Consider the following 25916-nt stretch of genomic DNA (forward strand, 5'->3'; position numbering starts at 1 on the left):
GTGGGACGTGTCACGCGTCCCCGGCAACGAGAGAGTGGTAAGGGATGTCCGTACGCAAGAACGCCGCCGCCTTCGCGGCCCTTTTGACGGCCCTGGCGGGGCGCGCTTCTGTGGCGCTGGCCGACCCGGTGGTGAGCATGCCGGAGGCGGGCAAGCTGGGCATGCAGCATGCCTACTCGCCCGTGGCGGTGCAGCTGGAGAACTTCCACAACCTGCTGCTCTACATCATCATCGGCATCGTCGCCTTCGTGTCGCTGCTGCTGCTGACGGTCATGGTGCGCTTCAACAAGCGCGCGAACCCCGTCCCGTCCAAGACCAGCCACCACACCCTGCTGGAAGTGGCGTGGACCGTGGTGCCGGTGCTGATCCTGGTGATCGTGGCCGTGCCGTCCTTCCGCGTCCTCTACTACGGCGACCGCACGCCCAATCCTGAGATGACGGTGAAGATCACCGGCCACCAGTGGTACTGGTCCTATGAATACCCGGACAACAACGACATCTCCTTCGACAGCAACATCGTCTCCGACGGTGATCTCAAGCCGGGTCAGCCCCGCCTGCTGACCGTAGACAACGAGATGGTGGTGCCGGTGGGCACGCCCGTCCGCTTGCTGCTGACCGGCGCCGACGTCATCCACTCCTGGTACGTGCCCTCGCTGGGCGTTCAGTTGCACGCCGTCCCCGGCCGCATCAACGAGACGTGGCTGCAGGCCAGCACCGAAGGCACCTTCTATGGCCAGTGCACGCTGATCTGCGGCACCAACCACGGCTTCATGCCCATCGTCGTCCATGCCGTCAGCAAGGAGGACTACAAGGCCTGGGCCGAGAAGACCAAGACCGCCGGCATCGACGCGGGCCGCGCGTTCCTCGCGTCGCTGGAAGCGGCGAAAGGGGCCACCAAGACCGCCCTGGCGACGGACAATGGCGCCGCGCGCTGAGCCCGCCCCGTCTGATATTTAACCCCGGCAGAGATTAACGAGGGGAACTGGAATTATGGCGCACGCAGCCCACGATACGGCTCACGACGCGCATCACGACCATAAGCCCGGGTTCGTGAAGCGGTGGTTGTTCTCGACCAACCACAAGGACATCGGCACGCTCTACCTCATCTTCTCCGTGATCGCCGGCCTTATCGGCGGCGCCATCTCGGTGATCATGCGAATGGAACTGCAGGAGCCGGGCATCCAGATCCTGAACCACCTGTCGGCCGACATCGGCCAGCAGTGGAATGTGCTGATCACCGCCCACGGCCTGATCATGGTGTTCTTCGTGGTCATGCCCGCCGTCATCGGCGGCTTCGGCAACTGGTTCGTGCCGCTGATGATCGGTGCGCCGGACATGGCCTTCCCGCGCCTGAACAACATCAGCTTCTGGCTGCTGGTCCCGGCCTTCCTGCTGCTGGTTTCGTCCTCGCTGATCGGCCCGGGCGCCGGCACCGGCTGGACCATCTACCCGCCGCTGTCCTCCACCGTGGGACACAGCGGCCCCTCGGTCGACATGGGCATCTTCGCCCTGCACCTGGCGGGCGCATCCTCCATCCTGGGTGCCGCCAACTTCATCACCACCATCTTCAACATGCGGGCGCCGGGCATGACCCTGCACAAGATGCCGCTGTTCGTGTGGTCGATGCTGGTGACCGCCTTCCTGCTGCTGCTGGCCGTGCCCGTGCTGGGCGGCGCCATCACCATGCTGCTGGCCGACCGCAACTTCGGCACCCACTTCTTCGACCCGGCCGGCGGCGGCGACCCGCTGCTGTTCCAGCACCTGTTCTGGTTCTTCGGCCATCCCGAAGTGTACATCATGATCCTGCCGGCATTCGGCATCATCAGCCAGATCGTCTCCACCTTCTCACGCAAGCCGGTGTTCGGCTACTTGGGCATGGCCTACGCCATGGTCGCCATCGGCGTGGTCGGCTTCATCGTCTGGGCGCACCACATGTTCACCGTGGGCCTGGACGTCGACACCCGCGCCTACTTCACTGCGGCGACCATGATCATCGCCGTGCCGACGGGCGTTAAGATCTTCTCCTGGATCGCCACCATGTGGGGCGGCTCCATCGAGTTCAAGCCGCCCATGGTCTGGGCCATCGGCTTCATCTTCCTGTTCACCGTGGGCGGCGTCACCGGCGTGGTGCTGGCCAACGGCGGCCTGGACGTGATGCTGCACGACACCTACTACGTCATCGCGCACTTCCATTACGTGCTGAGCCTGGGCGCCGTGTTCGCCATCTTCGCTGGCTACTACTACTGGATCGGCAAGATGTCGGGCCGGGAGCATCCGGAATGGGCGGCCCACCTGCACTTCTGGACCACCTTCATCGGCGTGAACCTGATCTTCTTCCCCCAGCACTTCCTGGGCCTGCAGGGCATGCCGCGCCGCATCCCGGATTATCCGGACGCGTTCCACATGTGGAACCAGATCTCCTCCATCGGGGCCTACATTTCCTTCGGCTCCACCTTGTTCTTCGTCGTGATGGCCCTTTATACCCTGATGTTCGGCCGGCGCGTCGGCGCCGACTACTGGAACACCGGTGAGACGACGCTGGAGTGGACCCTGTCCAGCCCGCCGCCGTTCCACCAGTTCGAGGTTCTGCCCCGCATCAAGTAAGGTGCTGAGGGTGGCACCGGCTGCATAGGCGACGACCGCGCGGGAGGGGTGGCTTCCCGCGCGGTTTTGCCTGATTAAAGACGCCATCGGTTCCCCGCATGGAGCCGGCGACGTCGGATGAGATGCGAAGACAGATGACCGATACCGCCTTCGAAGGCCAGACCGCCCCCGACCAGGCCGCCAGCCTGCCGGGCAGCGTGGCCGACTACATCGCCCTGCTGAAACCCCGGGTCATGTCGCTCGTGGTGTTCAGCGGCTTGGCCGGCTTGGTGGTGGCTCCCGGCACCCTGCACCCGGTTCTGGCGGTGGTGGCCCTGCTGTGCATCGCCGTCGGCGCCGGTGCCGCCGGAGCCATCAACATGTGGTACGACCGCGACATCGACGCCGTCATGGAGCGCACCCGCGGCCGGCCCATCCCCCAGGGCAAGGTCAACCCGGATGAGGCGCTGGCCTTCGGCGTGGTGCTGTCCGTCGCGTCCGTCCTGCTGATGGGCCTGGCGGTCAACTGGGTGGCCGCCGCCATCCTGGGCGTGGCCAACGCCTTCTACGTCTTCGTCTACACCATGTGGCTCAAGCGCCGCACGCCGCAGAACATCGTCATCGGCGGGGCCGCCGGCGCCTTCCCGCCCATGATCGGCTGGGCGGCGGTGACGGGCGACGTCAGCATCGGCCCGGTGCTGCTGTTCTGCCTGATCTTCTTCTGGACGCCACCGCACTTCTGGGCGCTGGCTCTGTTCCGCAGCGGTGATTACAGCCGTGCCGGCGTGCCCATGCTGCCCGTGGTGGCGGGCGAGGCCGCCACCAAGCGCCAGATGCTGGTCTACACCCTGCTGCTGCTGCCCATCGCCATCGCCCCCCACTGGTTCGGTGTGGGCGGTATGGCGTACCTGGTGGGCGCCACGGTGCTCAGCCTGCTGTTCATCCTCTGCGCCGTGCGGGTCATGCTGGACAAGACCCATCGCGCCGCCAAGCAGATGTTCGCCTATTCCATCCTCTACCTTTTCCTGCTGCTCGCCATCCTGATCGGTGAGAAGCTGGTGGCCTGACGCCCTCGCCTGAGAGGGCCCCTCCGCATAGGAACCCTTACCGCATGGCCAACACCATCAATCCCACTGGTACCCCCGCCGGCACCTCCTCCGCGCCCGAGCCTGTCCTCGACGCGGCCGAGCGGGCGCGCCGCCAGCGTGGCAAGAACCTGGCGCTATTCTTCTCGCTGCTGGGCTTCGTGGCATTGATCTATGTCGTGGCCATCGTGCGCATGGGGCTGCACGCGCAAGGCCAGTAACCCCCTTTCCCAATAAGAATTGGGCGGGTGAACCCGCCATCGGCGCGCAAGGACGGCCGCCTACCGCAAAGGGGCGTCGTCAAAGCCAGGGAGGCGACAGGTTGGCTGACACTCCAGGTCCCGATTCCCCGCAGACCCCGCCCGCGCGGCCTGATCTGGCCCGGCGCAACCGGCGCATGCTGGTGGGCGCGCTGACCATCGTGGCCGGCATGGTGGGGCTCAGCTTCGCCGCCGTGCCGCTTTACCGGGTGTTCTGCAAGGCCACCGGCTTCGGCGGCACGACGCAGGTGGCGGAAAAGGGCGTCGACCGCGTGGTCGACCGCACCGTCACTGTTCGTTTCGATGCCGAAGTGAACCGCGAATTGCCTTGGCAATTCCGACCCCTTCAGAATGCCGTGCAGGTTAAGCTGGGGGAGGTGCGAGAGATCCGCTACCACGCCAAGAACCTGTCGGACAAGGCGTTGGTGGGCACCGCCACCTTCAACGTCACGCCCGACAAGGCCGGCATTTATTTCAACAAAATCCAGTGCTTCTGCTTCACCCGTCAGCGGCTGGAGCCGGGGCAGGAACTGGACATGCCCGTCACCTTCTTCGTCGATCCCTCGTTGGCCGACGACCCGCACATGAAGGACGTGGCCACCATCACCCTGTCCTACACCTTCTTCCTGGCGGCCGACCAGACGGCGGCAGCCGTTCAGGACCAGGCCGTCAAAGCGCGTCCGGGCGGCTGAAGCGTACCCGGGCAACGGCTTCGCCACCGTACAACCTCTGGACGGGCGGGGCAGGAACGTTTACCAAGGGAGTGTCCAGTCCTCCGAACGCGGGGGACCAGGGAGGGCACGAATAAGGACCGGGGCGGCAATGTCCGCCGATATCTGACGACCACCGCGTTGTTTTGATCCGAGGGAAACAAGAACATGGCTGATGTCCAGGCTAACTCCGCTCCCGGAAATTCTGAGGGCATAAAGCAGCCCTACCACCTGGTGGACCCCAGCCCTTGGCCCTTGGTCGCCTCCGTCGCGGCGGGCCTGCTGACCAGCGGTGCTGTGTTGGGCATGCATGGCCATGGCTGGATCCTGGCCATCGTCGGTTTCCTGGGCGTGCTGGGCGTCATGTTTGCCTGGTGGCGCGACGTCATCGGCGAATCGGTGGTGCGCAAGCTCCACTCCCCGGTGGTGAAGATCGGCCTGCGCTACGGCATGACCCTGTTCATCGCGTCCGAGGTGATGTTCTTCGTGGCCTTCTTCTGGGCCTTCTTCGACACCAGCATCTACTTCAACGAGGCGCAGCAGATCGGCCGCGTCGCCGCCAATGGCGGCGTCTGGCCGCCCAAAGGGATTGAACCGGTCAACCCCTTCGACATGCCTATCCTGATGACCGTCATCCTGCTGCTGTCCGGCACCACGGTCACCTGGGCGCACCATGCGCTGGTCGAGGGCCGCAACAAGGAAGCGGCCCGGGCCTTGGGCTTCACCATCCTGCTGGGCCTGCTGTTCACCTGCTTCCAGGCATATGAGTACATGCACGCCGAATTCGGCTTCGCCCAGAACGCCTACACCTCGGCCTTCTTCATGGCGACCGGCTTCCACGGCTTCCATGTCATCGTCGGAACGATCTTCCTGATCGTCTGTTTCTTCCGCACCCGCGCCGGCCACTTCACGCCCAAGAGCCACTTCGGCTTCGAGGCCGCGGCCTGGTACTGGCACTTCGTGGACGTGGTCTGGCTGTTCCTGTTCGTCAGCATCTACTGGTGGGGTTCCACGCCGCGCGGCGTGATCCCGCACTGATGCCGGGACCGTCGTTCCGTTCCTGACGGAAATGAACCTTGGACTCTGATGCCTCCACCGTCGCCCCGATCCTGGCGGGCTTGCGCTGCAAGTGTCCCCGCTGTGGTCGGGGCGATTTGTTCGTGGGTTTCCTCACCGTGGCGGAGCGTTGCCCCGTCTGCGGCCTGGAACTGGCCCGGGGCGACAGTGGCGATGGCCCGGCCGTCTTCCTGATCTTCATCCTGGGCTTCGTCATCGTGCCCGTCGCGTTGATGGTGTCCATGCGGGTGGATTGGCCCTTATGGCTGACCGGCCTGGTCTGGGGCGTTGTCATCCTGGGTGGCACGCTGGGCCTGCTGCGCCCGGCCAAGGGCGTGGTGTTCGCCCTGCAATACCGCTACCGCCGGGCCGAATTCGAAGGGCCCCCCGAAGACACGCCCGGACATGGCGCCGGGCATGGCGATAGTGACAGCGATAGGAATTCTGGCGCATGACTTCTTCGTCCACCGCTTCCCCCACCGGCGCCGCGCCTGGTCCCGTCGCGAAGGGACACCGGCGCTTCCGTCCGACCTTCTGGGCCGGCTTGGTGGCTGGGGGCGCCATCCTGTTCATGGCCGGCCTGGGCACGTGGCAGGTGCAGCGCCTGTTCTGGAAGCAGGGCATCCTGGACCACATCCAGCAGCAGATGGCGGCCGCCCCGGCCGAACTGCCGGCCAAGATCGATGATCCCAAGGCCTGGGATTATCGCCGGGTGCGCATCACCGGCCACTTCCTGAACGATCATGAGCTGTACCTGGGCGCCCGCTCGCTGAAGGGGGCCCCCGGCTACGACGTCGTTACGCCCTTCGTGCGGGCGGACGGCGGCGGCGTGGTGCTGATCGACCGCGGCTGGGTTCCCACCCAGGGCAAGGACCCGGCGCGCCGGCCTGAAGGCCAGCTGGAAGGCGAGGTGACGGTGGACGGCGTGGCCCGCGTGCCGCCGCCGCGTGGCTGGATGCAGCCGGACAATCTGGTGAATGACAATTTCTGGCTCTGGTACGACCTGCCCGCCATGGCGGCCAAGGCGGGGACCGAGGTGCCGGAGCCCGTGGTGGTCGAGGCCGGCGCCACGCCCAACCCCGGCGGCTTCCCCGTGGGCGGCCAGACCCGCGTCACCATCCCCAATGACCATCTGCAGTACGCCATCACTTGGTACTGCCTGGCCATTGCCCTGGCGGTCATCGCCTACTTGCGTTTCAGCCGGGTGGAGAGCGACTGAGGCTGCTTTCTTCCGGTTGGTTGGCTTTCAAGGTCGATAGGGTTGGTGAATTGACCAATGCTGAGAGAGCATTATAATTCTTCCACGATTCCTATTCGGGCAGTTGCCATGAAAAGCGCAGCAACCCACGAAATGACCGTTACCGTATCTATGCCGAGCGACCTAAAGGCGGCTTTGGACGCGGAAGCGATTCGCGTGCAGGTTTCGCCGTCTGACTTGGTTGTAGAAGCCGTACGGCAGCATCTGAATGTGGCCGCCCCGCCGTCTGGCGGCGACGATCGTAAAGCCGCATTTGCTCGCCTTCGCTCTTTCGCTGGTACTGGCGTCGCCATTGTCGGTTCGCAGAGTGACGATGAAATTATGCGCCGTATCCGGGAAGTTAGAGAAGACTGACGCAGCCAGAGCGCGTTATCAATTGGAAGCCTTTCAATTCTAAGCTGTGAGCGCCAGATGCCCGCCGAGAGACGCGTATATCTGGATGCAAACATCTTCATTTATCTTCTTGAGGGCACGCCGGACTTCCAGCGGCGTAGTCTTCACATATTTGACGAGATAGAGAGCTGCGGCGCCTCCATATACACCAGTGAAATCACGATCGCAGAGTGCCTAGCGGGCGCCCGAAAACAAGGCGCATCGCGCCTGGTGACTAGGTATATGAGCCTATTCACTGAACCTGGCGCCATCGAACTTGTCGAGGTCAGTCGCGTGATCCTCTTTGACGCATCCGCGATTGTCGGACTTACCGGGCATAAGCTGGTAGATGCCATACATCTGGCCACAGCGATACGGATGGGGTGTGAGGTATTGTTTACGAATGATCGGGGAATTCAGTCCGTAGATGACAGTCTTGTCATCCTGAACGATGCGGCTGCCTGGAAATATCAAGACTAAAAGCTTCGTGATTCAGCGCAGCTTAACTGGCAGTCAACCTGGCCGCCTTCGCCGCCCGAGTCTCCAGCCCGCCGCCGGTGGCGGCCGGCGGGGCGGCGGCGGTGTGGCTGGGGCGCAGCATCAGTTGGCTGACACGGAAGCCGCTGCCGTGGGGGAAGCGGCGCTCCAGACGGGCTCGCGCGCCCTCATCATCGCCGGCCCACAACAGGAAGCGGCGGCGCTGCCACGGCACGGCGGCGGGCAGGGCGCTGTCGGCGACGGTGCCGCCCACCTCCACCGTGGCGATCCAGGCGGCATCGGCGGGGTTGCGGCGCTCCTCCAGCACGAAGATGCGGTTTTCCGGGCGGGCAATGCGCTTGATGTCCTGCTCCAGCCGCGCGCATTCGTCCTGCAATGTCTCCATGGTCAGCTGGATGTGGCGGCGTTGCTGCTTCAGGCTGTAGGTGGCGCGCGCCAGGCGGCGGATGCGCTGGCTTTGTTCACGCTGCCGGTTCAGGGCCTGGCGGCGGCGGGTCTTGGCCTCGCTGACGCGGGTCCAGGCGCGTTCCCCGGTCAGGCCTGCGGTGACCACCACGGCCAGCAGGGTCAGCATCAAGGCGATCATGCGATGCTCTCCTTCTGCGCGGCCGCGTCGGCCTTGCCGCTGTTGGCCAGCTGGATGCTCAGCAGCACATAGCCCAAGGGTGCGGGAAAATAGCGCTGCAGGTCGCGCCGGGCGTCGGCCAGGTTTTCCGACCACACCTCGATCATCTGCGGGCCGGCCCATTCAGGGTCTAGCGCCACGGCGGTCTTGGTGTCGCCTTGGGCCTGCTGCACCAGGCGGTTGACCATCCAGGCGACGAAGCGATTCAGGCCGGCGTCCTCACGCCCCACCACACGCACCGGGGCCTGGGCGCTACGGCGCGCATCCTCCAGGTCCTTGTCCAGGGCGTAGCGGCGGCGGCGCACCTCGCCCAAGGCGCCTTGCAGGGCCGTCAGCTCGGCGCGCAGCTCCGCCTCGCGTCCTTCCAGCCGATTCTCGACCTGGGCACCCAGGGGCAGGCGGTCGAGGGCACGGCGGAAGTCCGGCTGGCGTTCCACCGCCGCCTCGCCCAACTTGCCCAGAACCAGAATGATCAGGCCCGCCACCACCGCCAGGGCGCCGGCCAGCATGATCGCGTGCATCAGCCCCATGGTGCCGCGGAACGCCCCTTCTCGAAGACCCCACGGCGTTCCGGAACGATGCCTCGTCCGGTCCATCCTGGCGGGGAATGTTGCTATTGAACGGCGGAGCCAAGCCCCGGCCGTCGGTTCTATTGCAGCGCAACCGAAGGCGGTTTCCAAGTGTCATTTCCGGGAAAATTGGATGTCCTGGAACATCGCGCCGGGGCCTTGACACGCCGCTGTTCTTCCCATGCGAATCACCCATGTTTCCGTGAGGGGCTGGCGGGCTTGCGGGACCTTGGCGCCACTGGCTACTGTAGGGGTTCGAGTTGAGCCAAGGGATGGATGCCTAGGGTGGATTATATCAGCACGCGGGGCCGGGCGCCGGCCTTGGGCTTTGAGGATGCGCTACTGGCGGGCTTGGCCCGTGATGGCGGACTGTATGTGCCGGCGGCCTGGCCGGTCTTCGACGCCAGCGCCTTGCGCGCCCTGCGCGGCCTCAGCTATGGCGAGCTGGCCACCCGCGTGATGGCCCCCTTCATGGGCGGCGCCATTTCCGAGGATGAGCTGCGCGCCCTGGTGCATGACGCCTATGGCAGCTTCGCCCACGCCGCCGTCACCCCCCTGACCCAGTTGGGTCAGGAGGATTGGGTGCTGGAGCTTTTCCACGGCCCCACCCTGGCCTTCAAGGACGTGGCGCTGCAACTGCTGGGCCGCCTGTTCGACCATGTGCTGGCCAAGCGCGGTCGTCGTATCACCGTGGTGGGCGCCACCTCGGGCGATACCGGTTCCGCCGCCATCGAGGCCTGCCGGGATCGTGAGCTAGTGGACATCGTCATCCTGCACCCCGAGGGCCGCACGTCCGAGGTGCAGCGCCGGCAGATGACCACGGTCCTGTCGCCCAACGTGCACAACGTGGCGCTGGAGGGCACCTTCGACGATTGCCAGGCCATCGTGAAGGCCCTGTTCAATGACCAGGCCTACCGGGATGAGCTGAACATCTCCGCCGTCAACTCCATCAACTGGGCCCGCATCCTGGCCCAGGTGGTGTACTACGTGGCGGCCGGTGTGGCCCTGGGCGCGCCGGACCGGCCGGTGGCCTTCTCCGTTCCCACCGGCAACTTCGGCAACGTCTATGCCGCCTATGGCGCCCGGGCCATCGGCCTGCCCATCCAGCGCCTGGTGGTGGGCACCAACAGCAACGACATCCTGACCCGCTTCTTCCAGTCCGGCACCATGGCCACCAACGGCGTGGTCTCCACCATCAGCCCCAGCATGGACATCCAGGTGTCCAGCAATTTCGAACGCCTGCTGTTCGACCTGCTGGGCCGTGACGGCGCCGCCGTAACAGGCGTGATGGACGGCTTCGCCGCCAGCGGCCGCTTCACGGTGGACGGCCGCCAGCTCGCCGAGGCGCGGGGCCTGTTCGACGGCTTCCGCGCCGATGAGCAGGAAACGGCGGAAACCATGCGCCGGGTGTTCGAGACCACGGGTTATCTGCTGGACCCGCACACGGCTGTGGGTGTGCACGCGGCGGCCCAGGCCCGCGCCGCCGGCACCGTCCCGGCCGAGGTGCCGCTGGTGTCGCTGGCCTGCGCCCATCCGGCCAAGTTCCCCGACGCGGTCAAGGCCGCCACTGGCGTGCACCCGCCGCTGCCCCGCCACTTGGCCGACCTTTATGAGCGTGAGGAGCGCGTGACCGTCCTGCCCAATGATGTCGAAGCCGTGAAAGCCTTCGTGCGCTCCAAATCCCGCGTCACGGGAGCCGCCCGATGAGCGACGGTGGCGGAATCCAGGTCACCACGCTGGACAACGGCCTGCGCGTCGTCACCGACAGCATGGCTGGGGTGGAGACGGTGTCGCTGGGCGTCTGGGTCGGCGTCGGCACGCGGGATGAGGCGCCCGAGGTCAACGGCGTCGCCCACCTGGTAGAGCATATGCTGTTCAAGGGCACGCCCAAGCGCGACGCCTACCAGATCAGCCAGCAGATCGAGGATGTGGGCGGCCACCTGAACGCCTACACCACACGGGAGCACACGGCCTACTACGGCAAAGTGCTGAAGGAAGACGCGGGCCTGGCCCTGGACATCGTGGCCGACATGGTGCAGCACGCCAGCCTGGACGCCGACGAGCTGGCCAAGGAGCGCACGGTCGTCCTGCAGGAGATCGGCCAGGCCGAGGATACGCCCGACGACATCATCTTCGACCATTTCCAGGCGACGGCCTTTCCCGGCCAGGCGCTGGGCCGCCCGGTGCTGGGCCTGCCGGAGATTGTGGAGAGGCTCAGCCGCGATGATCTGAACGCCTATGTCCAAGGTCATTATTCCGGCCCGGCCATGGTGGTGGCGGCGTCCGGCCGCATCGAGCACGCCCGCATGGTGGACATGGCGGCCGAGATGTTCGGCGCCCTGCCGGAGCATCGGGACTGGACGCACGAAAAGGCCAGCTATCACGGCGGCGATTTCCGGGACGAGCGCGACCTGGAACAGACCCACGTCGTGCTGGGCTTCGAGGCAGTGGGCGTCCATCACGAGGACAACTACGCGACGCAGGTGCTGTCCACCCTGCTGGGCGGCGGCATGTCATCCCGCCTGTTCCAGGAGGTGCGGGAGAAGCGCGGGCTGGTCTACAGCATCTACAGCTTCGCCAGCCATTTCGCCGAGACGGGCCTGTTCGGCATCTATGCCGGCACGGGACCGGAACAGGTGGCGGAACTGGTGCCCGTGGTCTGTGGCGAGGTCGCCAACCTGGTGGGCAGCATCCGCGAGGATGAGGTGGCGCGCGCCCGCGCCCAGCTGAAGTCCAGCCTGGTCATGGCCTTGGAAAGCAGCATGGCGCGGTGCGAGCAGGTGGGGCAGCAGATGCTGATCCACGGCCGCCCCATCCCGGTGGCGGAGATGCTGGCCCGGGTGAACGCGGTGGACGTGGACGCCGTGGAACGGTGCGCCCGCCGGCTGTTGGAGAGTGAGCCGGTGGTGACGGCCCTGGGGCCGCTGGCCGGCTTGGAATCGTATGACCGCATCCGGGCCCGGCTGGGCCATTGAAGCCGGTAAGGATGGGGCGGCGGTGATGGGGGTAGGGAGGGGCTTGCGGCGGTGATACGGCTGTTACATGCCGATATCCTAAGCACACCGGCCATCCGCCTGGACGGGCCGCAGGTCTACCTGCGCCCGGCCCAGGTCAAGGATTGGCGGGAGTGGGCCGACCTGCGCGAACGCAGCCGGGACTTCCTGGCCCCGTGGGAACCCACCTGGCCGGCGGACGCCCTGCTGCGCTCTTCCTTCCTGCGCCGGGTGCGCCGGCACACGGCGGAATGGCGCAATGACGAAGCCTACAGCTTCCTGATCTTCGAACGCTCCAGCGATCGGCTGGTGGGCGGCATCGGCCTCTCCAATGTGCGCCGCGGCGTGGCCCAGATGGCCACCATGGGCTATTGGGTGGGTAAGCCCTACGCCCGGCGCGGCTATACCAGCGAGGCGGCCAAGGCCAGCCTGGGCTTCGCCTTCGGCCAGCTGGGCCTGCACCGGGTGGAGGCCGCCTGCCTGCCCACCAACCAGCCCAGCCAGGGCCTGCTGGAAAAGGTAGGCTTCGTACGCGAGGGCTATGCCCGGGGCTATCTGCGCATCGACGGCCGCTGGGCCGACCATGTGCTGTACGGCATCCTGCGTGACGACTGGCGCGGTTAGAGCGCGCCCGTCAAAGCGCGCCCAAGGCTTTCAGAATCTCATGGTGGCGGTCGGCGCCCATACCCGTCCGCTGTTCCTGGGCCAGGGGCGACATGTCGTCGTGGGTGAGTCGCAGCGTGGGCCGGGCGCTGGCGGCGCCGAACTGGATTAGCACCGGATGTCCCAGCGGCGCGTCGTAGAGGCTGATGACGTTGGCCAGCGTGCCGGGCAGCGGCGGTTCCGTACTGCCGTCCGCCTCGTATAAATCCAGATAGCGCAGGAAGGTCGAACGCCCGACCTCCGCCCACACGCCCCAGCCGAAGAAGTCCGCCTGGTGGGTGAAGGGGATGGGCAGGACGCAGCGGATGAAGAAGCGCCCGTCATAGGCGCACACGTCCTCGGTGAAATCGGCGGCGCCCTCACGGTCGCCCTCGGGAATGGCCCAGATCGCGTCGGGCAGCTTCCAGGCCCATTGGGTGGGCAGGCCCTCATGGGGCTGGCCGCAAACACTGCAGACGAACGCCTCACTCATGCCCGTTTCCCTCGCCGTTGTGCCCCCAGGATATGGCAACGGCCCGGATGGTTTCCCACCCGGGCCGTTGTCACATGTGGGCCTGTTTCCGTCTTACCAGCTGAGGCGGAAGCCGGCGGTGAAGACGTGGTCGGTCTCATGCCGGCGGAGCGTGCCGTCGTAGTTGGCGTAGAGGTTGAGGTTGTTGCCTTCCTGCAGGGTCAGCCCACCACCGATGCCCAGCGCGTTGGCGCCGGTGTCGGGGCCGGTCACGGCGAAGGTGGTGCCGGCCAGCGCCGCCTGGCTGGTCAGGGCCCGGTCGCGGAAGTCGTGCAGCCAGGCCGCCCGCAGCGCCGGGGTGATCACCGTGCCGCCGTCCGTCTTCCAGCTGGCCGAGGCGCGGCCGCCCACGCTGCTCTGCAGGGCCGTGGCGTCCAGGTCCTGCAGCACCAGGTTCAAGGCGCCGGCACCCGTCTCGGTGAAGCCGTCGCGGCCCACCCGCAGCCACTGGATGCCGGCCTGCGGCTCCAAGGTCAGGTTGGACACGCGCACCCGGTAGCCGGCCGTGACACCGGCGCTCAGCTCGTCACCGGTGGTGTGGCCGAAGGCCGTGCGGCTGAGGCCGCCGAAGCCCATGGTCCGCGCCGTATCGTACTGGTCGTAGGTGTAGCCGGCGTTGCCGGTGACGAACAGGCCGTCGCCGAGATCCACGTTGCCGTAGGCCGACAGGCCGTAGCTGCTGGTCTCGTTCGACCCGCCCGAGGTGCTCTGCAGCAGAACGCCGGCCAGGCCCAGGGTCACGCCCGGCGCCACTGTGCGGTCGCCGCCGAACAGGCCGCCGCCGGTGTTGCTGTGCCCGCCCGCGGCGTTGCCGTCGCTGTCCACCCGGGTGAACGCCCCCAGGCCCTGGGCCCAGAAGTGCCAGCCTTCCTCCGGCGCCGAGCCGGCGGCCGCACCGCGCTCGTCCTCAATCACTGCGCCGTCGGTGCCGCTGGCCATGCTGGTGTAGAGGGTGCGGCCGACCAACTGGGCCTGCATCGTGCCCTGCATGCCGCCCGCCACGCCATCGCGCACGGCCGCCAGGCGCTGGCCCAGCACCTGGGTGGCGGCCAGGCCCCGGTTCAGGCTGTAGGCGACGATGTTGGCCTGGCTGCTGCCGCCGATCTGGGCCAGGGCGTCCAGCGACGCCCCCACCGTGGGCAGACCATAGAGCGCCTTCAGCACGGTGCCGAGGTCAGCGTTGCCGGTGCTGCTCAGGCCCGCCACCACGCGGCCCATGGTCTGCTGGTTGGCGCTGGCGCCCAGGCTGGCCAGGGAGCCGTAGGTGGGGGTGACGTACAGGTCGATGGCGTTGCTGCCGTACAGTGCCGTGAACTGCGTGCCGGCCAGCAGCCCGCTGCCGGGCTGGGTGATGCCGGCGAAGGTGCCCTGCACGCCGCCCGCGGCCTGCACGATGGCGAAGTCCGTGCCCAGGCCGGGGGTGTAGGTGTTGCTGGCGCTGCCCGTCATGCCGCGCAGGTTGGGCTGCAGCACCGCGCCGGAGCCGATGACGTAGCTGCCGCCCGTCACCAGGACGCGGGAGTAGTTGCCAGCCCCCTTGCCGGTGCCCGTGCCATCGATATCGATGGACAGCACCGACTTGGCTGTCTGGGTCAAACCGTTAGTGAAGGTCAGCGTGCCGGGCGAATTGCCCGGACGCAGCACACCGGCCACGGTGGCCGCCCCGGTGATGACGCCGGACCCGCGCAGGGTGCCGCCGCTGCCCACGGTGACGGGGCCGGAGGCGGTGCCGTTCAAGGCCACCAGGCCGCCGTTGATGGCCAGGGGCGCCTGCACCGTGCCGCCCAGGTTCAGGCTGCCGCCCTGGACCTGCACCGCCGTCGTGCCGGCGATGGTGGACCCGGCGCCCTGGGTCAGAGTGCCGCCGCTGATGGTGCCCAGGGTGGCGCTGCCGCCGGCCAGCGCGATGGTGCCACCCGTGACGGTGCCCAGGCTGGCGGAACCACCGCTCTGCGTCAGGGTGCCGCCGCTGATGGTGCCCAGGGTGGCGCTGCCACCGGTCAGGGCGATCGCGCCACCGTTGATGGTTGCCAGAGTGGCGGTACCACCGCTCTGTGTCAGGGTGCCGCCGCTGATGGCGCCCAGGGTGGCATTGCCGCCGGTCAGGGCGATCGCGCCACCGCTGACGGTTGCCAGGGTGGCGGTACCACCGCTCTGCGTCAGGGTGCCACCGCTGATGGCGCCCAGGGTGGCGCTGCCGCCGGTCAGGGCGATCGCGCCACCGTTGACGGTGCCCAGGCTGGCCGTGCCACCCGTCTGCGTCAGGGTGCCACCGCTAATGCTGTCCAAGGCAACGTCGCCGCCCGTCAGAGCGATCGTGCCGCCGCTGACGGTGCCCACTGCGGGCGTACCGCCGGTCAGGACCAGGCTGCCACCCGTCATCTGATCCAGTGATGCGGCACCGCTGGAGATGGTGGCCGTGCCGCCGGCCGATAGGCTGCTGCCGCTCACGCGGATGATCAGGTCGGTCTGGCCGCCGACCACCGTGCTGGTGACGGTGGTGGAATCGTAGCCCGGGGCCAGCGCGGTCACGCTGGCATAGCTGGAGGCGGCGTCGCCGGCCGCCACGATAGTGTAGGCGGCGCCGCTGGTCAGGCCGTAGGCGTATTGCGAGGTCAGCACCACGGTGGCGCCGCTGATGCTGGCGCTGCCGCTGACCTGCAGGCCGCCCACGGTGCCGCCGGCCTCCAGGACCGTCAGCGTGCCGCCCGCCTGGGCATAGTTGCCGGTGATGGTGGTGGGGGCCGCCAGCACAAGGCTGCCGCCATTCTCCGCCAGGGTATGGCCGGCGACGCTGACGCTGTCGTTCAGCACGAGGTTGCCGGCCAGCGTCACGTTGCTGGCCGTGCTGGACAAGGTGCCACGGGCGCCGCCGACACCCGTCAGGGTGCCGAACACTGTGCCGCTGCCGCCGGTGATGGACAGGTCTGTGGCGGCGGTGTGGACGATGTCGCCGGCGATGACGCCGGTGTTCGTGACCGGGCCTAGGGTGCCGCTGTCACGGATGGCCGCCACGGCGCCGGTGATGGTGCCGCTGTTGGTCAGGGTGCCGATGGTGCCGGCGTTGATGATGCCGGTCTGGCCGCCCTGGATCAGGCCGCTGTTGACCAAGGTGCCGATGACGGCCGTGGCGGCGCCGTTGTCGATGCCCGCCACCGTCGTGCCCAGGATGGTCCTGCTGTTCATCAGCGTGCCGATGGTGCCGCCGATGGGGCCAGTGGTACCAATCACTAACGATGTGGAGTCGCTATAGGGAGAATAACGGAAGACCCTACTTTCCACCGTCTGGCTGGCCGAAGCGATTCCATTGACGATACCGCTTTGACCGCCGGTGATCGTGCCGCTGTTGGCCAGCGTGCCGATAATACCGCCCCCGCTGGAGGAGGTCCGAATGATAGTGGTTTGGCGGCTGGGGACATCGCTCACGGAAAAAGAGAAATCATACAGGTGACCAATGTTGATCACGCCGTTGCCGGTGCCGCCGATGATGACACCGCTGTTGTGCAGATCACCGATGCGGTCGCTAGACCCGATGCCGTTCGCGCCGCCGGCAATGATTCCTGTATTGCTGAAGGTGCCGATGGCCAACGGCTGGGCGTCAAGACCCTCCGCCGAAGTAGAAGCATAGTGGCTTACGTCGATTGCCGTCGTGCCGCCCTTCAGTGTGCCACTGTTGCTAAGCGTGCCAATCCTGGACGACAGTAATCCCAGTCCCGAGCTTGCGCCAGCGATGGTGCCCACTGCCAGGTTCAGCAGCGTGTCCACGATGCCATAACTAATGGTGATCCCCGCCCCGGTGGTGGATGCGCCTTGGTTGGTGATCAAGCCCGCGTTGCGTAACGTGCCGACATCGGTCGCGAGTTGGATCGCCCCGGATCCGCCCATGCCGACCAGCGTGCCCTTTATCAGGTTGTCGAGCAGGCCGATAGTGCCGTGGAGTACCGTTAATGCTGCCTTGCCAGATATCAGGCCATTGTTGCTGATGGTGCCGACATTGACTTCGCTAAGATCGACAGCTGGTCCGCTGTCGACAACCGTCCCGGTCAGGACTCCGACCGCCATGATGGTGCCCGTGTTCACCATGGTGCCAATTAGCGGCGGGCTCGGCATCGAGGCGAAATAGTCAATATCTGCAATGATGCCAGCGTACGTGCCGGAAATTAAGCCATCGTTTATCAAGGACCCGACGTTGCCACCACTAATAGATAAGGCGGCACTGACGCCCGAAATTGTGCCGGAGGCGCTATTGGTCAGGTTGTTGATCTGGGCTGGGGCTATTGTCGTTCCATTAAACAGGCCCCCGTTGATATCAAGGCCAACATGGGTGCCGCCATTGATCACGCCAGCGTTGGTCAGGGTGCCGATCGTCGCGCCATAGATGTTGAGACCGTTATAATCACCGTTTACGGTGGCGCCTTGAAGATTGGCCAGAGTCCCGATGAGAACCGTCACCACGGGACTGGGATCGACGGAATAGCCGCCCAATATAGCGCTCTCAATATCAAACCCGTTGCCTCCGGCATTAATCCGCCCGGCATTGATCAGGGTATCTACTGTGGCGCCGCGTACAATGATGCCTGCGGCATTGCCAATGATGGTGCCGGTTGAATTATTGACCAGCGTCCCGATTGTCCCTGGCGTGATGTCGGTACCAAGATCCACCGCGGCGGTGATTTGAAGGCCAGCTTCCTCCCCCGCAATCAATCCGCTATTGGACAGCGTCCCAAGATGTCCCCCGGCAACCTGGATGCCGGAGTGGGTTCCGGAAATAATGCCTGTAAGATCATTGGCCAAGCTGAAGACCTGACCACCCACAAATGTCGCACCGTCATACCCCGTCAACAACGAGATGCCATAGCCACCGCCACCGATCAGTCCGGCGTTGGCGATGGTTTCAATGGTGGCACCACTGACCTGGATACCGTTGACAGCACCACTGATGGTCGCACCCACGCCGTTGACCAAGGTGCCTATGCTGCCGGGGGTCACCGTTGTACTGGAGGTGTTGGAGGCGGCGTCATAGACGCTTTCAGTCTTTCCGGTAACCACCACACCTTGCCAACCCGTGCCGATGATCTGGCCATCGTTCACCAGGGTGCCGATGGTTCCTCCCTCCAGCCGAATGCCTGTGCCGCCGGTAACCAGCGCACTGGCTGAATTGGCGAGGGTGCCCATTGTGGCCCCAACAGCTTGATAATGTCCCGTCTGCGCCACCGGATCGTAAACATAGGTTTGGTCGCCCGTTAAAGCGATGCCGACACCCCAAATGCTACCGCCTTGAATGGCGCCAACGTTGGTGAGGCCACCAATGCCCGTACCCCTGAGATCAACGCCATTGTATCCACCTTGGACGGTACCTTCGTTAAGAACGGTGCCTATGGTCCCCCCGTTGCCAAATTGGCTGATCTGGATCCCATAGTCGCCCCCCGTCGCCACCCCCGTATTGACGAAAGTGCCCAGCGTTCCGCCCGGTACCTCCAATCCGATATAGCCGCCGATAATCGTTCCGCTGTTGGTTACGGTGTCTGTGACAATCAGGATGTCGACACCCTTCAGGGCACCGTACGCTGTTCCGGAATTATTGATCTCCTTCGCAGAGCCCCAATCGACAATGCCACCACTGTCAATACCGGTCACAATGCCCGAATTATTGATCGCCTGGACGGTTCCCCAGTTAGTTATGCCTTCATGGCTGCCGGTAATTGTAGCTGTGTTATATACTGTTCCCACATATCCGAAATTAGAAATGCCACTGCCATATCCCCCGTTTCCGAGAATAGAGCCGCTATTGGCCAGGGTATTTAGCCTCCCCCAGATCTCCACACCATTCTGACTTGTACTATTAATAAAACCGGTATTTGAAAGCACGGTTGCTGAGCCGTTGACGGTTACCGCAATCCCCTGGCCGGTGCCGAGCACCGTCCCATTGACGAAAAGACTACTGCCCGACAGTTCCAAAGGTCCCGATGACCCGGTGATCGTCGTATCCGCCCGTGCCCCGGGTGAGGCCATCGCAATGGCTAATGCGGAGGCAGAAAGCAACAGGGCGTTCAAGCGGCGGGGAGAGGTTTTGGGCATTGGAATTCCCGAAATATGGTTTGGGGAGACGCGCCGAAGACGATGGAAATTGAAATTTGCGCTTATTTGGAAGATTTCATTGAAGAAATGCAATCTCCATGCCTCAAAGTGCTTGGAGATGAAAGCGCAGAATTGCGCTTGGTGGCGTAACCCCATTAGCCAGAGCTAGGTTGCTGGATCTGGGGCTGGGCAACGGCCGGGACGTGGTGCCGGGCCTATCTGCTGAGCCTTGAAGGGGCGAGCGGCGTGCCGAAGCGAACGGCATCACATACGCTGCCCGTTGCAGTGCACATTGCAACGAGCTATTGCCCCGAGCATTCCGCATTACACGAGGGCACGGCGGTCACCACATACCAATGGCTAAAGCGCCAGGGCCATTTGGCGCAGGGTTTTGCCGGGTATCGTTTCGGCGAATGGGGCGCTCGTAAACAAACGGCCCGGGTGGATGCCACCCGGGCCGTTGTGAGGCATGAGTCTAAGCCCGCCTTACCAGCTGAGGCGGAAGCCGGCGGTGAAGACGTGGTCGGTCTCATGCCGGCGAAGCGTGCCGTCGTAGTTGGCGTAGAGGTTCAAGTTGTTGCCTTCCTGCAGGGTCAGCCCGCCGCCGATGCCCAGCGCGTTGGCGCCGGTGTCGGGGCCGGTCACGGCGAAGGTGGTGCCGGCCAGGGCGGCCTGGCTGGTCAGGGCCCGGTCGCGGAAGTCGTGCAGCCAGGCCGCCCGCAGCGCCGGGGTTATCACCGTGCCGCCGTCCGTCTTCCAGCTGGCCGAGGCCCGGCCGCCCACGCTGCTCTGCAGGGCCGTGGCGTCCAGGTCCTGCAGCACCAGGTTCAAGGCGCCGGCGCCCGTCTCAGTGAAGCCATCGCGGCCCACCTTCAGCCACTGGATGCCGGCCTGCGGCTCCAGCGTCAGGTTGGACACCCGCACCCGGTAGCCGGCCGTGACACCCGCGCTCAGCTCGTCACCGGTGGTGTGGCCGAAGGCCGTGCGGCTGAGACCGCCGAAGCCCATGGTCCGCGCCGTATCGTACTGGTCGTAGGTGTAGCCGGCGTTGCCGGTGACGAACAGGCCGTCGCCGAGATCCACGTTGCCGTAGGCCGACAGGCCGTAGCTGCTGGTCTCGTTCGACCCGCCCGAGGTGCTCTGCAGCAGAACGCCGGCCAGGCCCAGGGTCACGCCCGGCGCCACTGTGCGGTCGCCGCCGAACAGGCCGCCGCCGGTGTTGCTGTGCCCGCCCGCGGCGTTGCCGTCGCTGTCCACCCGGGTGAACGCCCCCAGGCCCTGGGCCCAGAAGTGCCAACCCTCCTCCGGCGCCGAGCCGGCGGCCGCCCCGCGCTCGTCCTCAATCACTGGGGCGTCGCCGCTGGCCATGCTGGTGTAGAGGGTGCGGCCGACCAGCTGGGCCTGCATCGTGCCCTGCATGCCCCCCGCCACGCCATCGCGCACCGCGGCCAGGCGCTGGCCCAGCACTTGGGTGGCGGCAAGGCCCCGGTTCAGGCTGTAGGCCACGATGTTGGCCTGGCTGCTGCCGCCGATCTGGGCCAGGGCGTCCAGCGATGCGCCCACCGTGGGCAGCCCGTAGAGGGCCTTCAGCACGGTGCCGAGGTCGGCGTTACCGGCCCCGGTCAGGCCCGCCACCACGCGGCCCATGGTCTGCTGGTTGGCGCTGGCGCCCAGGCTGGCCAGGGAGCCGTAGGTAGGGGTGACGTACAGGTCGATGGCGTTGCTGCCGTACAGCGCCGTGAACTGCGTGCCGGCCAGCAGCCCGCTGCTGGGCTGGGTGATGCCGGCGAAGGTGCCGGAGACGCCCCCCGCGGCCTGCACGATGGTGAAATCGGTGCCCAGGCCCGGGGTGTAGGTGTTGCTGGCGCTGCCGGTCATGCCCCGCAGGTTGGGCTGCAGCACAGCACCGGAACCGATGACGTAGCTGCCGCCCGTCACCAGGACGCGGGAGTAGTTGCCGGCGCCCTTTCCGGTACCCGTGCCGTCGATATCGATGGACAGCACCGACTTGGCCGCCTGGGTCAAACCGTTAGTGAAGGTCAGCGTCCCGGGCGAATTGCCGGGACGCAGCACCCCGGCCACGGTGGCCGCCCCGGTGATGACGCCGGACCCGCGCAGGGTGCCGCCGCTGCCCACGGTGACGGGGCCGGAGGCGCTGCCGTTCAACGCCACCAGGCCGCCGTTGACCGCCAGTGGCGCCTGCACTGTGCCGCCCAGGTTCAAGCTGCCGCCCTGGACCTGCACCGCCGTGGTGCCGGCGATGGTGGACCCGGCGCTTTGCGTCAGCGTGCCGCCGCTGATAGTGCCCAGGGTGGCGCTGCCGCCGGTCAGCGCGATGGTGCCACCCGTGACGGTGCCCAGGCTGGCGGAACCGCTGGTCTGGGTCAGCGTGCCGCCGGCGATGGACCCCACCGTGGGCGTGCCGCCGGTAATGGCCAGGGTGCCGCCCGTCATCTGGTCCAGCACGCCGGCGCCGCCGGCGATGGTGGCCGTGCCGCCGGCGGCCAGGCTGCTGGCGCCGATGCTGATGATCAGGTCGGTCTGGCCGCCGACCACCGTGCTGGTGACGGTGGTGGAACCGTAGCCCGGGGCGAGCGCGGTGACGCTGGTGTAGCTGGAGGCGGCGTCGCCGGCCGCCACGATGGTGTAGCTGGCGCCGCTGGTCAGGCCGTAGGCGTATTGCGAGGTCAGCACCACGGTGGCGCCGCTGATGCTGGCGCTGCCGCTGACCTGGAGGCCGCCCACGGTGCCGCCGGTCCCCACAGCAGTCAGCGTGCCGCCCGCCTGGGCATAGTTGCCGGTGAGGGTGGTGGGGGCGGTCAGCACCAGGCTACCGCCATTCTCCACCAGGGTATGGCCGGCGACGCTGACACTGTCGTTCAGCACGATGTTACCGGCCAGGGTCACGTTGCTGGCGGTGCTGGACAAGGTGCCGCGGGCGCCACTGACGCCCGTCAACGTGCCGAACACCGTGCCGCTGCCGCCGGTGATGGACAGGTCTGTGGCGGCGGTGTGGATGATGGCGCCGGCGATGACGCCGGTGTTGGTGACCGGGCCCAGGGTGCCGCTGTCCCGGATGGCCGCCCCGGCGCCGGTGATGGTGCCGCTGTTGGTCAGGGTGCCGATGGTCCCGGCGTTGATGATGCCCGTCTGGCCGCCCTGGATCAGGCCGCCGTTGACCAGCGTGCCGATGACGGCCGTCGCGGCGCCGTTGTCGATGCCGGCGGTCGCGGTGCCCAGGATGGTGCCGCTGTTCATCAGCGTGCCGATGGTGCCGCCAATGGGGCCGGTGGTGCTGACGACCGTCGATCGGGACAGGATGGAGGCGGAGAAGGCGTCACGGGTGTAAGTGATGATGGTTTTGGGCCCGGCGGCCAGCCCGTTGATCAAGCCAGTTTCACCGCCGCTGATCACGCCGGTGTTTTTCAGCGTCCCGATGGCGCCGCCCACGGTGGTGGTGACCCTGGTCGTGGTGGCAACGGCGACCGGGGCGTACCACGGCGTGGTCGTGTAAGTCGTCTGGCCCGCTGTACCGAGATTTTGAATGCCAACGGCTGTCCCGCCTATGATGGTGCCGGCGTTCGACAGGCTACCGATGCTGCCGGATGAGATGACGCCCGTGGCGCCGCCGCCGATCAGGCCGGTATTGCTCAGCGTTCCAACACTGCCCTTGAAGCTGCTCGATGATGTGAATGAGCTGTAGCTGCTGACATAAGAATAGACGTGGCTGTTGATGCCGGCTGTAGCGCCGGTAAGCGTGCCGGCGTTGTTGAGAACGCCGATGGTGTCGTATAAGCCCACGGCTGCGCCAGAAGCCGTGATCGTGCCGGTGGTGGCGTTGGTCAAGGTTCCCACCAACGCATCGACGTTGATGGCCGACGCGTGTGTGCCGGCCATGGCGCTGATCAGGCCGGCGTTGGTGATGGTATGGATGGTCCCCTCGGCATCGATGGCCGCAATCGTGCCGGTGCCGACAAGCTGACCCCCCGCCTGATTGTCGAGCAACTCCAGCGCGCCTGTTGTAACGCTGCCTGTCGTGTAGCCGTAAACCGCCAGGGCAGAATAACCAGAAATGACGCCGCTGTTCTTGATGGTTCCGACGTTGACATCGGTGAAGTCAAGAGCCGCCCCACCCGTCGTTGTTCCAGTCGCCAAGATGGTGCCGGTATTGACGATGGTGTCGATTAGCGGCCGGTTTGTATAACCATAGGAGGCGACGCCGGAGATGCCGGCTAGCATTCCAGAGATCAGACCATTGTTCACCAAGGATGTCACGGTGCCCCGTGAGACCTGGACGCCTTCGGCACCCCCTCTGATTGTGGCACCGCCATCGTTGAGGATGGCGGTGATCGACGGTTCCGGGTAGGTGCTGTCGTAAGAATAGTAGTTGCTCCGGCCCAGGGCGACGCCGGCGTAGCTCGCGCCCTGGATGACGCCGGCGTTGTGTAACGTGCCGATGGTGCCGCCGCTGGCGGCGATGCCGGTGTAACCCCCGCTAATGACAGCGCCGGCAGCGTTGGTCAGGGTGGGAATGGTGGATGGCAGATACAGCGAACCGCAATAGGTTCCAAAACAGCCGGACACACCCGCAATCTCGAGGTCGATGGCGGAAACCGAGCCGGCAATGGTGCCGGCATTCGCCAAGGTGCCGATGATGCCGCCCGTCAAGCCCAGGCCGCTATTGCCCTGGATCGTGCCCGAAGCGCTATTCGTGAGGCTGGTGATCGACCCGGCCAGGATGCTGGACGCGCCGGACGTGTAGCCGAGGTTTATCGCCGCCCCCGTGGTGCCTCGGATCAAGCCGTTGTTCTGAAGGGTGCCGATGGTATCGGATAGGGAGAGGCCACCGGCCCCTCCGCTGATTGTGGCGCCAGCGGCGTTGATGAGGGTGCCCATGCCGTGGGCGAGGGTGGTGTAGCCGCTGCCGTAGTAGACCAGGGCGGTGCCGGCGCCGGACAGAATCGTCCCATCGTTAATCAGGGTGCCGATGCTGCCACCATTGAGGAGGATGCCGTTGTTCCCGCCGTAGATCGTACCGGTACTCTCATTGAGCAAGGTGCCGATGGCGGCGGCCGATCCGGAGATGCCCGTTCCTGTGCCATAGTAGTAAGAGCCAACAGTGCCGGCGATGATCAGTCCGGCATTGTCGATCAGGTCGCTATCGCCGCCGAGTAGGACGCCGTTGTTTTGAGCTTGGATGACACCGCTGGTGCTATTGGTCAGCGTGCCCAGCCGGGACCTGAACTGTTGTGTCGTGTAAACATAGCTCGAGGTCACCGAATCGAAGACGGTGGTTCCGAGATAGGCGGAAGCGGCATTGATACCGGTGCCCGCCTTGATGGTTCCGTCATTCTGGATGACGCCGATGGTACTGCCCGTCAGGGCGATGCCGTCGGCAGCGTAGCCGTTGGCGATGATTTGGCCGCCGGCCGTGTTGACCAGGGTTCCCAGCGTGCCAGCCACATCCGTCCAAGCGGAATTACGATACACCTCATTGGCGCGCAGATCGATGGCGGCGGCGCCATACGTTGAGGTGAAGGCGCTGGCGGCGGAGATGGTGCCGCTGTTGGTCAGTGCGCCGATGGTGCTCCCGCTGAGGGCCAAGCCATCGGTGAAGCCCGAAATGGTGCCGCCGGCGCGGTTGGTGATGGCGCCGATGGTGGTGGTGAGCGCGGTCAGCGCGTTCGTTCCGTAGAAGGTTGTCGTGCCCTGCATCAGACCGGCATTGTCGATGGTGGCAATGCTGCCACTGAGGATCACGTTGCCGAAAATACTGCCGCTAGCAGTATTGATGAAGGTGCTGATCGACCCAGGCGACGCATATGTCTGATAAGTGAAGATCGAACCGTTGTAGGTCGGGACATAGCTGCTAAAGCTGCCAACGTTGATAGCGCTGCCATTAAGCCCGCCGTTGGCGATGATCCCGGAATTGATCAGGGTATTGATCGTGCTGCCCGTGAAGTCGATTCCGCCGTACCCGGCAATGGTGCCGCCGGCGTTGTTGATCAACGTGTCGACGACAACATTCCGTACCGTGCCGGACACCGCAGAGGCGACGGCACCAATGACATTGCCGTAATAGGCATAAGATGTCGCGATAGTCCCGCTGTTGGATACGGTGTTGATCGTGGCATTGTTCAACAAAACACCCATCCAGCCGCCCTGGATGATGCCACCTGCGTTATTGGCCAGCGTTCCCAAGGCCGCCGGCGTGGACCCGTCCGTCGAACCGTGCAGGCTCAGCACAGTGCCTGAGAAGCCCGATACGAGTAGGGCGCCGCTATTGGCGATGCTGCTTAGGGAACCCGACGCATCGACCACCGCGCTGTAGGAGCCGCTGATCGTCCCACTGTTCGCCAACCCGCCCGATGTAATGCTCACCGGCCCGGAGTTGCCCGTAACGTTGATATCGGCCCGCGCCGGATGTTGCCATGAGGTGGCGAGCGCCAGGACGGAGGCGCCAAGCAGCAGGGCCTTGGAACGGGTCGGGGTGGCGGTACGCATGGCGGCAAATGCTCCTGAAAACATGGACAGTGTCGAGAATCGGTCCAGCGGCGGGATGCGCGCTGGTGGGGAGGTGGATTGCGGAGGAATGCGGGGCTTAGCCCGGCGGCACCGGGCATAAATAAGTCCGGTATGCGCACGCAATTGGCGC

General features: G+C 65.8%; 20 protein-coding genes. 15 read left to right on the top strand and 5 right to left on the bottom strand.

Annotation, left to right across the window (positions count from 1 at the left end; translation table 11 throughout):
* Nucleotides 1-44 precede the first annotated feature (44 nt).
* The 10 genes from coxB to FBZ87_RS16270 all read left to right on the top strand — a co-directional run bounded on the left by coxB (nt 45) and on the right by FBZ87_RS16270 (nt 7804).
* On the top strand, nt 45-935 hold the full coding sequence (gene coxB / locus FBZ87_RS16225) for a cytochrome c oxidase subunit II (protein WP_145611337.1): 891 nt from the start codon (nt 45-47) through the stop codon (nt 933-935).
* A gap of 55 nt (nt 936-990) precedes the next feature.
* On the top strand, nt 991-2604 hold the full coding sequence (ctaD, locus tag FBZ87_RS16230) for a cytochrome c oxidase subunit I (protein ID WP_145611338.1): 1614 nt from the start codon (nt 991-993) through the stop codon (nt 2602-2604).
* A gap of 134 nt (nt 2605-2738) precedes the next feature.
* Nucleotides 2739-3650, top strand: a complete 912-nt coding sequence (gene cyoE / locus FBZ87_RS16235) for a heme o synthase (protein ID WP_145611339.1) — start codon at nt 2739-2741, stop codon at nt 3648-3650.
* 44 nt (nt 3651-3694) lie between these two features.
* Nucleotides 3695-3889, top strand: a complete 195-nt coding sequence (locus FBZ87_RS16240; protein ID WP_088871958.1) for a hypothetical protein — start codon at nt 3695-3697, stop codon at nt 3887-3889.
* 101 nt (nt 3890-3990) lie between these two features.
* Nucleotides 3991-4620 (top strand): cytochrome c oxidase assembly protein, encoded by a 630-nt coding sequence (locus FBZ87_RS16245; protein ID WP_281288977.1) that lies wholly within the window; start codon nt 3991-3993, stop codon nt 4618-4620.
* 186 nt (nt 4621-4806) lie between these two features.
* Nucleotides 4807-5676, top strand: a complete 870-nt coding sequence (locus FBZ87_RS16250) for a cytochrome c oxidase subunit 3 (RefSeq protein WP_040845183.1) — start codon at nt 4807-4809, stop codon at nt 5674-5676.
* Nucleotides 5677-5714: 38 nt separating this feature from the next.
* Nucleotides 5715-6149 (top strand): DUF983 domain-containing protein, encoded by a 435-nt coding sequence (locus FBZ87_RS16255; RefSeq protein WP_246134435.1) that lies wholly within the window; start codon nt 5715-5717, stop codon nt 6147-6149.
* Complete coding sequence (locus FBZ87_RS16260; RefSeq protein ID WP_145611340.1) at nt 6146-6913, top strand: SURF1 family protein; 768 nt, start codon at nt 6146-6148, stop codon at nt 6911-6913. Before FBZ87_RS16255 ends, FBZ87_RS16260 begins: the two co-directional genes overlap by 4 nt.
* Nucleotides 6914-7021: 108 nt before the next feature.
* Nucleotides 7022-7306 (top strand): ribbon-helix-helix domain-containing protein, encoded by a 285-nt coding sequence (locus tag FBZ87_RS16265; protein WP_186454796.1) that lies wholly within the window; start codon nt 7022-7024, stop codon nt 7304-7306.
* Nucleotides 7307-7363: 57 nt separating this feature from the next.
* On the top strand, nt 7364-7804 hold the full coding sequence (locus FBZ87_RS16270) for a type II toxin-antitoxin system VapC family toxin (RefSeq protein WP_145611342.1): 441 nt from the start codon (nt 7364-7366) through the stop codon (nt 7802-7804).
* Nucleotides 7805-7826: 22 nt separating this feature from the next.
* On the opposite strand, the gene FBZ87_RS16275 is transcribed toward FBZ87_RS16270, so the two are convergent.
* A complete protein-coding gene (locus tag FBZ87_RS16275) occupies nt 7827-8408 on the bottom strand; it encodes a hypothetical protein (RefSeq protein WP_145611343.1) in 582 nt (193 codons plus the stop codon).
* Nucleotides 8405-8977: a hypothetical protein gene (locus FBZ87_RS16280; protein WP_145611344.1), complete on the bottom strand. Its 573-nt coding sequence runs from the start codon at nt 8975-8977 to the stop codon at nt 8405-8407. The genes FBZ87_RS16275 and FBZ87_RS16280 overlap by 4 nt, the downstream gene beginning before the upstream one ends.
* A gap of 324 nt (nt 8978-9301) precedes the next feature.
* Between FBZ87_RS16280 and thrC the strand changes: the two genes are divergently transcribed.
* From thrC to FBZ87_RS16295, 3 genes are read left to right on the top strand one after another with little or no spacing between them, the layout of a single operon-like run.
* Nucleotides 9302-10723: a threonine synthase gene (thrC, locus tag FBZ87_RS16285; protein WP_145611345.1), complete on the top strand. Its 1422-nt coding sequence runs from the start codon at nt 9302-9304 to the stop codon at nt 10721-10723.
* Nucleotides 10720-11991, top strand: a complete 1272-nt coding sequence (locus FBZ87_RS16290) for a M16 family metallopeptidase (protein ID WP_145611346.1) — start codon at nt 10720-10722, stop codon at nt 11989-11991. The genes thrC and FBZ87_RS16290 overlap by 4 nt, the downstream gene beginning before the upstream one ends.
* Before the next feature lie 51 nt (nt 11992-12042).
* On the top strand, nt 12043-12633 hold the full coding sequence (locus FBZ87_RS16295) for a GNAT family N-acetyltransferase (protein WP_004272455.1): 591 nt from the start codon (nt 12043-12045) through the stop codon (nt 12631-12633).
* A 10-nt stretch (nt 12634-12643) separates the two neighbouring features.
* On the opposite strand, the gene FBZ87_RS16300 is transcribed toward FBZ87_RS16295, so the two are convergent.
* A complete protein-coding gene (locus tag FBZ87_RS16300; RefSeq protein WP_145611347.1) occupies nt 12644-13144 on the bottom strand; it encodes a DUF2199 domain-containing protein in 501 nt (166 codons plus the stop codon).
* Nucleotides 13145-13237: 93 nt separating this feature from the next.
* Nucleotides 13238-17245 (bottom strand): autotransporter outer membrane beta-barrel domain-containing protein, encoded by a 4008-nt coding sequence (locus FBZ87_RS16305; RefSeq protein WP_186454797.1) that lies wholly within the window; start codon nt 17243-17245, stop codon nt 13238-13240.
* A gap of 258 nt (nt 17246-17503) precedes the next feature.
* Between FBZ87_RS16305 and FBZ87_RS29245 the strand changes: the two genes are divergently transcribed.
* Both FBZ87_RS29245 and FBZ87_RS29250 read left to right on the top strand, forming a co-directional pair.
* Nucleotides 17504-17791, top strand: a complete 288-nt coding sequence (locus tag FBZ87_RS29245; RefSeq protein WP_186454798.1) for a hypothetical protein — start codon at nt 17504-17506, stop codon at nt 17789-17791.
* Nucleotides 17792-17911: 120 nt separating this feature from the next.
* Nucleotides 17912-18340 (top strand): hypothetical protein, encoded by a 429-nt coding sequence (locus FBZ87_RS29250; RefSeq protein WP_186454799.1) that lies wholly within the window; start codon nt 17912-17914, stop codon nt 18338-18340.
* A 1407-nt stretch (nt 18341-19747) separates the two neighbouring features.
* On the opposite strand, the gene FBZ87_RS16310 is transcribed toward FBZ87_RS29250, so the two are convergent.
* Nucleotides 19748-25765, bottom strand: a complete 6018-nt coding sequence (locus FBZ87_RS16310; protein ID WP_145611349.1) for an autotransporter domain-containing protein — start codon at nt 25763-25765, stop codon at nt 19748-19750.
* Nucleotides 25766-25916 lie beyond the last annotated feature (151 nt).

The sequence above is a fragment of the Nitrospirillum amazonense genome, from assembly GCF_007828035.1.
Classification (GTDB): Bacteria; Pseudomonadota; Alphaproteobacteria; order Azospirillales; family Azospirillaceae; genus Nitrospirillum; species Nitrospirillum amazonense.